Source organism: Pseudomonas sp. LABIM340 (assembly GCF_040017195.2).
In the GTDB taxonomy this organism is placed as follows: domain Bacteria; phylum Pseudomonadota; class Gammaproteobacteria; order Pseudomonadales; family Pseudomonadaceae; genus Pseudomonas.
The window spans coordinates 5,641,284-5,654,765 of sequence record NZ_CM200227.1; the positions used below are offsets into that span (position 1 = coordinate 5,641,284).

General features: G+C 61.7%; 13 protein-coding genes and 2 tRNA genes. 1 reads left to right on the forward strand and 14 read right to left on the reverse strand.

Annotation, left to right across the window (positions count from 1 at the left end):
• Positions 1–46: 46 nt before the first annotated feature.
• The 14 genes from rpsO to rlmE all read right to left on the reverse strand — a co-directional run bounded on the left by rpsO (position 47) and on the right by rlmE (position 13,053).
• Positions 47–316: a 30S ribosomal protein S15 gene (rpsO, locus tag ABKS89_RS25985; RefSeq protein WP_017518939.1), complete on the reverse strand. Its 270-nt coding sequence runs from the start codon at positions 314–316 to the stop codon at positions 47–49.
• Positions 317–414: 98 nt separating this feature from the next.
• Positions 415–1,329, reverse strand: coding sequence for a tRNA pseudouridine(55) synthase TruB (gene truB / locus ABKS89_RS25990; RefSeq protein WP_081520703.1), 915 nt, complete (start codon positions 1,327–1,329; stop codon positions 415–417).
• 3 nt (positions 1,330–1,332) lie between these two features.
• Positions 1,333–1,719 carry a 30S ribosome-binding factor RbfA gene (gene rbfA / locus ABKS89_RS25995; protein WP_045216758.1) on the reverse strand — a complete coding sequence of 129 codons (387 nt, stop codon included), beginning with the start codon at positions 1,717–1,719 and terminating at the stop codon, positions 1,333–1,335.
• A 211-nt stretch (positions 1,720–1,930) separates the two neighbouring features.
• Entirely contained in the window at positions 1,931–4,468 is a 2,538-nt protein-coding gene (infB, locus tag ABKS89_RS26000) for a translation initiation factor IF-2 (RefSeq protein WP_348588209.1), read from the reverse strand.
• A 27-nt stretch (positions 4,469–4,495) separates the two neighbouring features.
• Positions 4,496–5,977, reverse strand: a complete 1,482-nt coding sequence (gene nusA / locus ABKS89_RS26005) for a transcription termination factor NusA (RefSeq protein WP_017518943.1) — start codon at positions 5,975–5,977, stop codon at positions 4,496–4,498.
• Between the two features lie 45 nt (positions 5,978–6,022).
• Positions 6,023–6,481, reverse strand: coding sequence for a ribosome maturation factor RimP (gene rimP / locus ABKS89_RS26010; RefSeq protein ID WP_045216751.1), 459 nt, complete (start codon positions 6,479–6,481; stop codon positions 6,023–6,025).
• Between the two features lie 127 nt (positions 6,482–6,608).
• Positions 6,609–6,685, reverse strand: a tRNA-Met gene (locus ABKS89_RS26015).
• Positions 6,686–6,777: 92 nt separating this feature from the next.
• Positions 6,778–6,863: transfer RNA gene (locus tag ABKS89_RS26020), tRNA-Leu, on the reverse strand.
• A 16-nt stretch (positions 6,864–6,879) separates the two neighbouring features.
• The gene (gene secG, locus ABKS89_RS26025; protein ID WP_138214232.1) at positions 6,880–7,272 is read right to left on the reverse strand and encodes a preprotein translocase subunit SecG; all 393 of its coding nucleotides are present in this window, start codon (positions 7,270–7,272) and stop codon (positions 6,880–6,882) included.
• A gap of 2 nt (positions 7,273–7,274) precedes the next feature.
• Entirely contained in the window at positions 7,275–8,030 is a 756-nt protein-coding gene (tpiA, locus tag ABKS89_RS26030; protein WP_138214231.1) for a triose-phosphate isomerase, read from the reverse strand.
• A gap of 65 nt (positions 8,031–8,095) precedes the next feature.
• A complete protein-coding gene (glmM, locus tag ABKS89_RS26035; RefSeq protein WP_348588210.1) occupies positions 8,096–9,436 on the reverse strand; it encodes a phosphoglucosamine mutase in 1,341 nt (446 codons plus the stop codon).
• Positions 9,433–10,302 carry a dihydropteroate synthase gene (gene folP / locus ABKS89_RS26040; protein WP_348588211.1) on the reverse strand — a complete coding sequence of 290 codons (870 nt, stop codon included), beginning with the start codon at positions 10,300–10,302 and terminating at the stop codon, positions 9,433–9,435. Before folP ends, glmM begins: the two co-directional genes overlap by 4 nt.
• Positions 10,303–10,311: 9 nt before the next feature.
• Positions 10,312–12,228, reverse strand: a complete 1,917-nt coding sequence (gene ftsH / locus ABKS89_RS26045) for an ATP-dependent zinc metalloprotease FtsH (RefSeq protein ID WP_138214228.1) — start codon at positions 12,226–12,228, stop codon at positions 10,312–10,314.
• A 201-nt stretch (positions 12,229–12,429) separates the two neighbouring features.
• Complete coding sequence (rlmE, locus tag ABKS89_RS26050) at positions 12,430–13,053, reverse strand: 23S rRNA (uridine(2552)-2'-O)-methyltransferase RlmE (RefSeq protein WP_045216738.1); 624 nt, start codon at positions 13,051–13,053, stop codon at positions 12,430–12,432.
• 79 nt (positions 13,054–13,132) lie between these two features.
• On the opposite strand from rlmE, the gene ABKS89_RS26055 reads away from it, so the two are divergent.
• On the forward strand, positions 13,133–13,447 hold the full coding sequence (locus ABKS89_RS26055; protein ID WP_015478938.1) for a YhbY family RNA-binding protein: 315 nt from the start codon (positions 13,133–13,135) through the stop codon (positions 13,445–13,447).
• Positions 13,448–13,482 lie beyond the last annotated feature (35 nt).

Genomic DNA, 13,482 nt, shown 5'->3' on the forward strand with positions numbered 1-13,482 from the left:
GCCCATCGACCCCGGACTCCCAGCTTCCCACTTCAGGCTTGCCGTCTTAGCGACGCAGGCCCAGGCGACCGATCAGGGCGCTGTAACGAGAGGTGTCCTTGCTCTTCAGGTAGTCCAGCAGCTTACGACGCTGGTTAACCATACGGATCAGGCCACGACGGGAGTGGTGGTCTTTGCCGTTGGCCTTGAAGTGGTCCTGCAGCTTGTTGATGTTGGCGGACAGCAGTGCAACCTGCACTTCCGGAGAACCGGTGTCGCCTTCAGCTTGCTTGTACTCGTTAACGATCTGGGCTTTTTCTTGGACGCTCAGTGCCATGATGGGGCTTCCTCTGAGGTAACAGGCCAGGGACTTATCCCTGTGTTCATAGTAAGAGGAGTGACCGTGCCTGCTGACAGCCACCCTCGGTTTCGGTCTTAAGACCGAATCAGTCGACGCGGCGCCAGGCGCCCGTCTTCGACCACTTCACCGATACCGATGAAGCGACCTTCATGATCCTGCACCCGCAGCATGCCGAACTTCGGCATATCGGGGGCGCGTACCGGCTGACCATGCAGCCAGTAATAGGCGCTGTGCTCCGACAACTGCAGCAGCGGCCAGTGCTCCAGGCCGGCATCCACCGGCAACAGGAAGCGGTCGAGGGCTTCGTTGCCACCCTCGGCATGGACTTTCTCGAGTTCCTCCAGCGTCACCGACTGGTTCAGTTGGAAGGGACCTGCCTGTGTCCGGCGCAGGGCGGCGACGTGTGCGCCACAACCGAGTTCGCGGCCGAGGTCTTCGACCAGGGTGCGAATGTAGGTGCCCTTGCTGCAGGAAACCGCCAGCGTCGCACAGGGCGACTCGAACGCGAGCATTTCCAGGCGCGCAATAGTAACAGAACGCGCCTCGCGCTCCACTACCTCTCCCGCACGGGCCAGCTTGTACAACGGCTGGCCGTCCTTCTTCAGGGCCGAGTACATCGGCGGCACCTGCTCTATGTCGCCACGGAAGCGCGGCAGCAGGGCCTCGATGGCTTCCCGACCAGCGGTTACTTCGCGCTGCTCGACCACCTCGCCTTCGGCATCGGCGGTGGTCGTCGTGACGCCCAGTTTGGCAATCGTCTCGTAGGCCTTGTCGGCGTCGAGCAGGTACTGGGAGAACTTGGTCGCCTCGCCGAAGCACAGCGGCAGCACGCCGGTGGCCAGCGGATCGAGGCTGCCGGTGTGGCCGGCCTTCTCGGCATTGAGCAGCCAGCGCACTTTCTGCAGCGCCTGGTTGGAGCTCATGCCGAGCGGCTTGTCGAGAATCAGCACACCGTTGACCGCACGGCGAATGCGTTTCACCTGGGCCACGCGTTACTCCTCGGAATCGCCGCCGCGACGATCGGCAGCCACGGCGCGCTCGATCAGCGCCGACAGCTCGGCACCGCGCCGGATGCTGGCGTCGTAGCTGAAGTGCAGTTGCGGCACGGTGCGCAGCTTCATCGCCTTGCCCAGCTGCATGCGCAGAAAGCCCGCGGCATCGTTGAGGATGCTGGTGTTCTGCTTCACCACTTCGGCGTTGTCGTCCTGGCCCATCACGGTGACGTACACCTTGGCATGGGACAGGTCACGGGCCACGTCGACGCCGGTGATGGTCACCAGGCCGAGACGCGGGTCCTTGATTTCACGCTGGATCAGCAGCGCCAGTTCGCGCTGCATCTGGTCGCCGATACGCTGGGTACGGCTGTACTCTTTAGCCATTTTTCTAACCTGCTTACCCGAGCCGCGAGGCTCCGGCATCTATTACGGGTTTGAATTCAATCGGATGGCTAGGCGGGAAGCCGAAGACAGTGCTCCAGCACGGCAAGGCTTCCCAACGACGCCATACGGTTGAAGGCAAATCCGTATAAGCGGCAAACGCCCGGGACAGCTGGTCAGCCGGCCCGGGCGCTGCGTTCACGCTCGAATACCCTTACAGAGTACGAGCGACTTCGACCTTCTCGAACACTTCGATCTTGTCGCCGACGCGGACGTCGTTGTAGCTCTTCACGCCGATACCGCATTCCATGCCGGCACGGACTTCCGAGACGTCATCCTTGAAGCGACGCAGGGATTCCAGCTCGCCTTCGAAGATGACCACGTCGTCGCGCAGTACACGGATCGGACGGTTGCGGTGCACCAGACCCTCGGTGACCATGCAGCCGGCGACCGCGCCGAACTTCGGCGAACGGAACACGTCGCGCACTTCGGCGATACCCAGGATGTTCTCGCGAACATCGCTGCCGAGCATGCCGGTCAGGGCTTTCTTGACGTCTTCGATGATGTCGTAGATCACGTTGTAGTAACGCATGTCGAGGCCTTCGGACTCGACGATTTTGCGCGCACCGGCGTCAGCACGGACGTTGAAGCCGAACAGCACCGCGTTGGAGGCCAGCGCCAGGTTGGCATCGGACTCGGTGATACCACCGACGCCGCCACCGACCACGCGAACCTGCACTTCGTCGTTGCCCAGGCCGCTGAGCGAGCCCTGCAGGGCTTCCAGCGAACCGCGGACATCGGACTTGAGCACGATGTTGAGGGTCTTCTTCTCTTCCTGGCCCATGTTCTCGAAGATGTTTTCCAGCTTGCCGGCGTGGGCACGAGCCAGTTTCACTTCGCGGAACTTGCCCTGGCGGAACAGAGCGACTTCGCGGGCCTTCTTCTCGTCGGCAACCACGGTCATCTCGTCGCCGGCGTCCGGGGTGCCATCGAGGCCGAGGATCTCGACCGGAATGGACGGACCCGCTTCCTTGATCGGCTTGCCGTTCTCGTCGAGCATCGCACGGACACGGCCGTAATTGACGCCGACCAGTACCATGTCGCCCTGACGCAGAGTACCGTCCTGGACCAGCACGGTGGCTACCGGGCCACGGCCCTTGTCCAGACGCGACTCGACCACCACGCCACGGCCCGGGGCCGACGGAGTGGCTTTGAGTTCGAGCACTTCAGCCTGCAGCAGTACGGCTTCGAGCAATTCGTCGACGCCAGTACCCAGCTTGGCGGAAACGTGAACGTACGGAGCATCGCCGCCCCACTCTTCCGGGATCACGTCCAGAGCGGCCAGGCCGTTCTTGATGTTGTCCGGGTTGGCGTCGGGCTTGTCGATCTTGTTCACCGCGACCACGATCGGCACGCCGGCCGCTTTCGCGTGCTGTACGGCTTCCTGGGTCTGCGGCATCACGCCGTCGTCCGCTGCCACCACGAGGATGACGATGTCGGTCGCCTGGGCACCACGGGCACGCATCGCGGTGAACGCGGCGTGGCCAGGGGTGTCGAGGAAGGTGACCATGCCGCGGTCGGTTTCCACGTGGTAGGCGCCGATGTGCTGGGTGATGCCGCCGGCTTCGCCAGCTGCAACCTTCGCACGACGGATGTAGTCGAGCAGCGAGGTCTTGCCGTGGTCGACGTGGCCCATGACGGTCACGACCGGCGCGCGGGAAACCGCCTCACCTTCGAACTTCAGGGATTCGGCCAGTTGCTCTTCCAGGGCGTTCTCGCTGACCAGCTTGACCTTGTGGCCGAGCTCTTCGGCGATCAACTGAGCGGTTTCCTGGTCGAGTACCTGGTTGATGGTCACCGGGGTGCCCATCTTGAACATGAACTTGACGACCTCGGCACCCTTCACCGACATCTGGGCAGCGAGATCGCCCACGGTGATGGTCTCGCCGATATTCACTTCACGCACAATCGGTCCTGTCGGGCTCTGGAACCCGTGCTGGTTACGCTTCTTCAGCTTGCCCTTGCCGCGGCCACCGCCGCGACGGCCAAAGCTGTCGTCGTCGTCGCCACCACCGCTGCGTACAACGCGCGGAGCAGTGGTCTTTTCCTTTTCCTTGATCGACGGGCGATGCTGGGCATGCTTGCGATCACGGCGCTCGTCCTCTTCGTCACGCTTGGGCGCGCGGCGCACTTCTTCCTTCTTGCGGTCGTCCGCAGCCGGAGCAGCAGCGGCCGGAGCAGCCGGAGCGGCAGCAGGTGCTGCGGCACGCGGTGCTTCGGCGGCGGCCGGAGCGGCAGCAGCAGGCGCAGCATCAGTGGTCTGGCGAGCAGCGTCCGCCTGACGGCGAGCCTCTTCTGCGGCAGCACGCTGACGAGCTTCTTCCTCGACCTTCAGACGAGCAGCTTCTTCAGCAGCACGCTGTTCTTCCAGCTCGCGCTGACGCTCGGCTTCGACCTCTTCAGGGTCGCGCTTGACGTAGGTCTTCTTCTTGCGAACCTCGACGCTGACGGTCTTGCTGCCAGCGACCCGAATGGTCGAGGTGGTCTTGCGTTGCAGGGTGATCTTGCGCGGCTCATCCGCGCGATCACCGTGGCTGCCTTTCAAGTGGGCCAGCAGCGCTTGCTTCTCGCTGTCGGTCACCACCTGCTCGGCGTTGTTATGCGGCAGACCCGCTTCGCGCATCTGCTGCAGCAGGCGCTCTACCGGCGTATCGACCGTCTTGGCCAGTTCTTTCACCGTGACTTGCGTCATGCACTTCTCTCCTCAGGCCGCGAATGCTTACTCGAACCAATGGGCCCGGGCGGCCATGATCAACTTGCCGGCACGCTCTTCGTCCATGCCGTCGATGTCGAGCAGGTCGTCAATAGACTGCTCGGCAAGATCTTCACGGGTGGTTACGCCACGCAGCGCCAGGTCCACGGCCAGCTCTTTGGTCATACCATCGAGGCTGAGCAGGTCTTCGGCAGGTTGTGCGTCGGCGAGTTTCTCTTCAGTGGCGATGGCTTTGGTCAGCAGGCGGTCCTTGGCACGCGAGCGCAGCTCGTTGACGATGTCTTCGTCGAAGCCGTCGATGCTGAGCATCTCTTCCATCGGTACGTAGGCAATCTCTTCCAGGGTGGTGAAACCTTCTTCAACCAGAACCTGGGCGAGTTCTTCATCGACATCCAGCTCGTCGACGAAGCGCTGCAGGATGTCGCCAGTTTCAGCCTGCTGTTTGGCCTGGATATCGGCCTCGGTCATTACGTTCAGGGTCCAGCCGGTGAGCTGGCTGGCCAGACGGACGTTCTGGCCACTGCGGCCGATGGCCTGTGCCAGGTTGTCCTCGGCGACGGCGATATCCATGGTGTGGGTATCTTCGTCGACGATGATCGCTGCCACTTCGGCCGGAGCCATGGCGTTGATCACGAACTGCGCGGGGTTGTCATCCCAGAGGACGATGTCCACACGCTCGCCGCCCAGTTCGCCGGAGACGGCCTGGACGCGGGAACCACGCATACCGATGCAGGCGCCCTGCGGGTCGATACGCTTGTCCTTGGAGCGAACGGCGATCTTGGCGCGCGAACCCGGATCACGGGCAGCGGCCATCACGTCGATCAGTTGCTCGGCGATTTCCGGTACTTCGATGCGGAACAGCTCGATCAGCATTTCCGGCGCGGTACGCGACAGGATCAGCTGAGGACCACGGTTCTCGCTGCGGATTTCCTTCAGTAGGGCACGCACGCGGGTGCCGACGCGGAAGGTTTCACGCGGGATGATCTGATCGCGGGCCAGCAGCGCTTCGGCGTTGTTGCCTAAATCGACGATCACGTTGTCGCGGGTGACCTTCTTGACGGTGCCGGAGATGATCTCGTTGACCTTCTCGCGGTAGGCGTCGACCACCTGAGCGCGCTCGGCTTCGCGAACCTTCTGCACGATGACCTGCTTTGCGGTCTGTGCGGCGATACGGCCGAACTCGATGGATTCGATCTTCTCTTCGATGACCTCGCCGGCTTTCATGCCGGGGTGCTCTTCCTGCACGTCTTCGACGGTCAGTTCCGATGCCGGATTGGAGTAGTCCTCGTCTTCGACGATGGTCCAGCGACGGAAGGTTTCGTAGTTGCCGTTGGCGCGGTTGATTTCCACGCGCAGGTCAACCTCGTCCTCGAAACGCTTTTTGGTCGCAGTCGCCAGAGCGAGCTCCAGCGCTTCAAAAATCACGCCAGGCGGTACACCCTTCTCGTTGGATACCGACTCAACAACCAGCAGTACTTCTTTGCTCATCGTACGCCTCGCCTTTCAATCCATTGGAATCCGCGCTCTGGCGGCTCACTCAAATCGGGGAATGATGTTGGCCTTGTCGATCGAGTCGACCGGCAGCAGGTATTCATGGTCATCCACTAGGACCACCACATCCTGCTCCTCCACACCACGGAGAATGCCCTGGAAATTGCGACGCCTTTCGAAGGGCGTGCGCAGCTTGATCTTCACCTGCTCGCCGACGTAACGGGCGAACTGTTCGAGTGTGAAGAGCGGCCGATCCATGCCGGGCGACGACACCTCGAGGGTGTACTCGCCACTGATCGGGTCTTCCACGTCGAGGATGCCACTGATCTGACGACTGACGATTTCGCAGTCATCGACCAGGATGCCTTCGGCACGATCGATATAAACCCGGAGCAGGGAATGGCGACCTTGGGAAATGTACTCCAGGCCCCAGCACTCATAGCCGAGCGCTTCTACTACAGGGGCCAACAAGGCCTGCAACTGTTCTAGCTTGCTCGACACCTGATCGCCTCGCGTATGCTGTAGAAACAAAAAATGGGCGAAACGCCCATCCCTTAAGGACCGCCCTGAACCGGCGGCGCGGACTGTCCAGCTAGCAAAAAGCCCCTTAAAAGGGGCTCTGCCAAACTGGTTGCGGGAGCTGGATTTGAACCAACGACCTTCGGGTTATGAGCCCGACGAGCTACCAGACTGCTCCATCCCGCGTCAAAGCTGGTGCGAAATTATACGGTCGAGCCCCTTGAAGGTCAACCGAAACTCCGAAACGACAAGGCCCGCACTGCGGGCCTTTTCGTATATGGTACCGAGGAGGGGACTCGAACCCCTACAGCCTATGGCCACTACCACCTCAAGGTAGCGTGTCTACCAATTCCACCACCTCGGCAAAAAACCTTGCCTGCTTACTTCTGCTCAGGAGCCGCCGGAACGTCGCCGTTACCGCCTGCAGGGGCTTGAGGTTGCCCTTGCGCGCCCGGCACATCATTCGCTGCCGGAGCTTGTTCCTGCTTCTGCTCCATCACTGCTGGATCAGGAAGCCCAGCGTGACGAATTATATCAGCTTTTTCTTTAGCAAAATACGCTAAACCCAAGCTGGTAATAAAAAAAACTGCAGCCAGCACAGCGGTGAAGCGACTCAGGAAGGTAGCAGAACCCTGACTACCAAACACAGTCCCCGAAGCGCCAGCACCGAACGACGCACCGGCGTCGGCACCCTTGCCTTGCTGAAGCAGGACCAGCACAACCAGACCCAGCGCCATCAGCAGGTGAATCACGATTACAACTGTTTCCAGCATCTTCAGTTTCCTGCGGCGCGACAGATCGCACCGAACTCATCTGCATTCAGGGAAGCTCCACCAATGAGCCCCCCATCGATATCCGGCATGCCGAAAAGCTCGACAGCGTTGGCGGCCTTGACACTGCCGCCGTACAGGAGACGAAGGCCGCGAGCCACCTCTGCGTTTTCCGCCGAGATCTGCGCGCGAATCGCCGCATGTACTTCCTGGGCTTGCTCGGGAGAAGCAGTCAGCCCCGTCCCAATCGCCCACACCGGCTCGTAAGCCACAACGGCGCGGGAGAACGCCCCGACACCGAGATCTTCGATCACCGAGCCCAACTGGCGCCCGACGACCTCAAGAGTCTTGCCTGCCTCACGCTGCTCGCGGGTCTCGCCCACGCACAGGATCGGAATCAGGCCACACGACTGAACCGCCGCAAACTTGCGACTGATCACACCATCGCTCTCACCCAGAATCAGGCGACGCTCGGAGTGACCAACCAGCACCAGGGAGCAGTTCGCGTCCGCCAGCTGACTGGCTGCGATCTCGCCCGTCAAGGCGCCCTGCATCGGCTCAACCGCGCAATTCTGCGCACCGACGGCAACCGTCTTTCCATTCAGGCCTTGTACGACCTGATTGATGTACAGACAGGGCGGAAATACCGCCACATCGACACCCGTAGGGAGAGCCAGTTGACGCAGGCCTTTGATCAGCTCCGTTACGCTGGAGCGGGTACCGTGCATTTTCCAATTACCGGCCACTAAGGGTCGACGCATGCTGTACCTCGCTGAGCAAAGTGGGCGCAGATATTACTCGACGCTTTGGGAACTGACAAGAGAAATCAAGCACATACCTCTGTAACGACTTTTGCCAGCTGCTCGGCATAGCCGCGAACGCGAGCCTCTTCGTCACCCTCGACCATCACCCGAACCAGCGGCTCGGTACCGGACTTGCGCAGCAGAACGCGGCCGCGCCCGGCCATTTCCTCGGTCACCTTGGCGCAAGCTTCCTTGACCGCCGGATGCTCCAGAGGATCGACGCCACCGCCAGCGAAACGCACGTTGATCAGCACCTGCGGGCACTTGCGAATGCCCATGCGCGCCTCGGCCAGGTTCTGCCCGCGGGTCTTGAGCGCCATCAGCACCTGCAGCGCCGCAATGATCGCATCGCCCGTGGTGGTGTGCTGGTAGCACACGACATGGCCGGAATTCTCGCCACCCAGTTGCCAGTTGCGCGACTGCAGCTCGGACATCACGTAGCGGTCGCCCACCTTGGCGCGGGCGAAGGGAATATGCAGTTCCTGCAGAGCCAATTCGAGCCCCAGGTTGCTCATCAGGGTCCCGACCACGCCACCATGCAGCTTGCCGCGATCGAGCATGTCACGGGCGATCAGGTAGAGAATCTCGTCGCCGTCGACGATGGTGCCGGTATGGTCGACCATCATCACCCGGTCGCCGTCGCCGTCGAAGGCGATACCGATATCCGCATGATTAGCCAGAACAGCTTCCTGCAGCGCCCCCATGTGGGTGGAACCGCAATTGTGGTTGATGTTCAGGCCGTTGGGCTCGGCGCCGATGACGAATACCTCGGCACCCAGCTCACGGAATACGTTGGGTGCGATCTTGTAGGTCGCGCCATGGGCGCAATCCAGCGCGATGCGCAGGCCGGCGAAACTGGTGTTCGAGGGCACGCTGCTCTTGCAGAACTCGATGTAACGGCCAGCCGCGTCATTGATGCGCGAGACCTTGCCCAGACGAGCGGACTCGACCACGGTCATCGGCGCATCCAGGAGCTCCTCGATGATCAGCTCGACCTCGTCGGGCAGCTTGGTACCCTGGCCGGAGAAGAACTTGATGCCGTTGTCGTCATGGGGATTGTGCGAGGCACTGATGACAATGCCGGCTTCAGCATGGAAGGTGCGGGTCAGATAGGCGATGCCGGGAGTCGGCATCGGCCCCAGCAGCATCACGTCTGCCCCGGCGGCAGACAAACCAGCCTCCAGCGCGGATTCGAACATGTAGCCGGAAATCCGGGTGTCCTTGCCGACCAATACGCGGCATTTGCCCTGCTGACGGAAGGCCATGCCCACAGCCCAGCCCAACTTCAGCACGAATTCCGGCGTGATCGGCGGAGTGCCTACGCGCCCGCGAATTCCATCGGTACCGAAATACTTCCTGCTCATGCGGGCATCCCCTCTTCCGTTGCACTTTCCACTGCGTGAATCATTCGAACCACATCCACGGTCTCAGCGACATCATGGACACGGATAATGCTGGCTCCCTTGGTGACTGCAAGGGCGGCCAGCGCCAGACTGCCGTAGAGACGCTCACCCACCTCACGGCCGAGCGCGCGCCCGACCATGCTCTTGCGCGAGACTCCGACCAGCAGCGGGCACCCCATGTCAATCAACCTGTCCATCTGCCGGAACAGATTCAGGTTATGGCCCTGGGTCTTGGCAAAACCGAAGCCAGGATCGATGACGATCCGCTCGCGGGCAATGCCCACGGCTTCGCACAGCGCAATGCGCTCCTCAAGGAAGCCACGGACCTCCTGAAGGATATCCGGGTAACGCGGGTCGTCCTGCATGTTTCCCGGCTCACCGCGCATGTGCATCAGGCACACCGGGAGCCCGGTATCGACGGCAGCATCCAGGGCACCGTCACGCTGCAGGGAGCGTACGTCGTTGATCAGCCCAGCACCGAGACGAGCCGTCTCGCGCATCACGGCCGGAGTGGAGGTATCCACCGAAATCACCACATCCAGCTCGCGGGCGATGGCCTCGACCACCGGAGCGACGCGTTCCAGCTCCTCGGTGGGCGAAACCACGCGAGCGCCCGGACGGGTCGACTCGCCGCCGATATCGATCAGCGTGGCGCCGGCCGCGACCATCTCCGCCGCGTGACGCAACGCAGCATCGTGCTGGTTGAAGCGCCCGCCGTCGGAGAAGGAATCAGGGGTGACATTGAGGATGCCCATGACGTGTGGGCGACTTAAATCAAGAACCCGGTTGCCGCAAGGCAACCGGGTCGGGTGGTACAACGAACTCATTCAGTACTCTCAGTGTTCGCCGGCGGGCCCGCCAATCGGGTTTTCCTGGCGACCTTCGTCGCGCGGCGAGGCGGCGTTGCCGGAGGAACCGGAGTTGCCACCCTGCCAGTCACGCGGTTCACGCGGAGTGCGGCCGGCCATGATGTCGTCGATCTGGTCGGCATCGATGGTTTCGTACTTCATCAGCGCGTCGGCCATCATGTCGAGCTTGTCACGGTTATCTTCCAGCAGACGCTTGGCGATGCCGTAGCAGTCGTCGATGATGCGGCGCACTTCCTGGTCGATCAGCTTGGCGGTCTCACCCGAGATATTCGAGTGCTGGCCACCCGCGCTACGACCGAGGAAGACCTCACCCTCCTCTTCCGCGTACATCAGCGGACCGAGCTTCTCCGACAGGCCCCACTTGGTCACCATGTTCCGCGCCAGCTGGGTGGCGCGCATGATGTCGTTGGAAGCGCCGGTGGTCACGCCTTCGAAGCCCAGGGTCATCTCTTCGGCGATGCGGCCACCGAACAGAGAGCAGATCTGGCTTTCCAGAGCGCGCTTGGACAGGCTGTAGCGGTCCTCTTCCGGCAGGAACATGGTCACGCCCAGGGCGCGGCCGCGCGGAATGATGGAAACCTTGTAGACCGGGTCGTGTTCCGGCACAAGGCGGCCAACGATGGCGTGGCCGGCTTCGTGGAACGCGGTGTTCTTCTTCTCCTTCTCGGACATGACCATGGTCTTGCGCTCGGCGCCCATCATGATCTTGTCCTTGGCCAGCTCGAACTCACGCATGTCGACGATGCGTTTGTTGGAACGAGCGGCGAACAGCGAAGCCTCGTTGACCAGGTTGGCCAGATCGGCACCCGAGAAACCCGGAGTACCGCGCGCGATCACGGCCGGATCGACGTTGTCGCCCAGCGGAACCTTGCGCATGTGCACTTTCAGGATCTGTTCGCGACCACGGATATCCGGCAGACCGACCACCACCTGGCGGTCGAAGCGCCCCGGACGCAGCAGCGCAGGGTCGAGCACGTCCGGACGGTTGGTCGCGGCGATGACGATGATGCCGTCATTCATCTCGAAGCCGTCCATCTCCACCAGCAGTTGGTTGAGAGTCTGCTCGCGCTCGTCGTGACCGCCACCCAGACCGGCGCCACGATGGCGGCCGACGGCGTCGATCTCGTCGATGAAGATGATGCAGGGTGCGTGCTTCTTGGCCTGGTCGAACATGTCGCGAACGCGCGAGGCGCCCACGCCGACGAACATTTCCACGAAGTCCGAACCGGAAATGGTGAAGAACGGCACCTTGGCTTCGCCGGCGATCGCCTTGGCGAGCAAGGTCTTACCGGTACCAGGCGGGCCGACCATCAGCACACCGCGCGGGATACGACCGCCCAGGCGCTGGAACTTGCCCGGATCGCGGAGGAACTCCACCAGCTCGCTGACTTCTTCCTTGGCCTCGTCGCAACCGGCGACGTCGGCGAAGGTGGTCTTCACCTGGTCTTCCGACAACAGGCGGGCCTTGCTCTTGCCGAAGCTCATCGGGCCGCCACGTCCGCCGCCGCCGCCCTGCATCTGGCGCATGAAGAACATGAAGACCGCGATGATCACCAGGATCGGGAAGCTCGCTACCAGCAACTGAGTCCAGATGCTCTGCTGCTCGGGCTGCTTACCCTCAACAACGACGTTGTTGTTGACCAGGTCGCCGATCAGGCCGTTGTCCTGGATCGCCGGGCGGATGGTCTTGAAGGTGTCACCATCCTGGCGCTTGCCGGTGATGACATAGCCGTCGACGGTCACGCGCTCGACCTTGCCGTCCTTCACCTGCTGGATGAAGTCGGAATAGTTGAGCGTCTGCGGCTCGCTCGGGCTGGAGAAGTTGTTCATCACGGTGACGAGTACCGCCGCGATGATCAGCCACAGAATCAGGTTCTTTGCCATGTCGTTCAATTGACTACCCTCTGAAGCCGGCTCCGCCCTGGAAACCGCTTCTCACGACGGCCAGACTCCTTCCGGCCAAAATTACTACACAACGCCCGCCGCCAGGCAGGCGCCGTCTGTAACCCTTTATGAACCCCGGCTTTCACCGGTACAAGCAAAACCTGCAAGGCATAGACCAGAAGCCGGCCCAATCATTCCAGTCTAGGCGCCGCGAAAGCCCCGTGCGAGCAGATACTGCTCCCGCGAACGGTCGCGGGACGACAGCGGTTTGCGCATCTGCACCTTCTCGAAGTTCTCACGAACCATCTTGTGGTAAGCGTCGAAACCCTCACCCTGGAAAATCTTGATCAGGAAATCGCCACCCGGACGCAGCACACGGGTGCACAGGTCCAGGGCCAGCTCGCAGAGGAACATCGCACGAGGCATGTCCACAGCGGGCAATCCACTCATATTGGGGGCCATATCGGAAATCACAAGGTCTACCGGATTTTCTCCGATGGCCTCGAGCAACTGGGCAAAGACCTCGTCCTCGGTGAAGTCACCCTGGATGAAGGTGACGTCCGGGATACTGTCCATCGGCAGGATGTCCGACGCGATCAGAGTGCCCTTGTCGCCGATCACCCGACTGGTGACCTGCGACCAGCCGCCCGGCGCCGCGCCGAGGTCGACCACGGTCATGCCGGGGCGCAGGATGCGATCCTTCTCCTGGATTTCCAGCAGTTTGTAGCTGGCGCGCGAGCGATAGCCGTCGCGCTGTGCCATCTTCACGTAAGGATCGTCGAAATGTTCTTTCAGCCAGCGATGGCTAGTCTTGGAACGGGCCACGTATTACCTCGTCTGAGCGGCATCCCGGTATAACCGAAACTCGGGTAGAATATCCGCCTTTTTTCCCAGGGGTCAGATTATGGCGCTCTCTCAGGAGCAGAAAAAGCAGTTCAAATCTATCGGACATCACCTGAAACCCGTATTGACCGTTGCTGAAAACGGTCTTTCGGAAGGTGTGATGGCCGAGCTTGAGCGTGCGCTCAACGATCATGAACTGATCAAGGTGCAGTTCCGCATCACCGAACGCGACGACCGTCGTGCGCTGATCGACGAACTCTGTCAGAACGGCAGCTGCGAACTGGTTCAGTCCATCGGCAAGATGGCGCTGATCTATCGTCGCAATCCCAAGCCGAACAAGAACCTGTCGAACATCAGCCGCTTCAGCGGCCTCTGACAGTCAAGACCGGCAACGCGGAGCCGGCAAGGCTC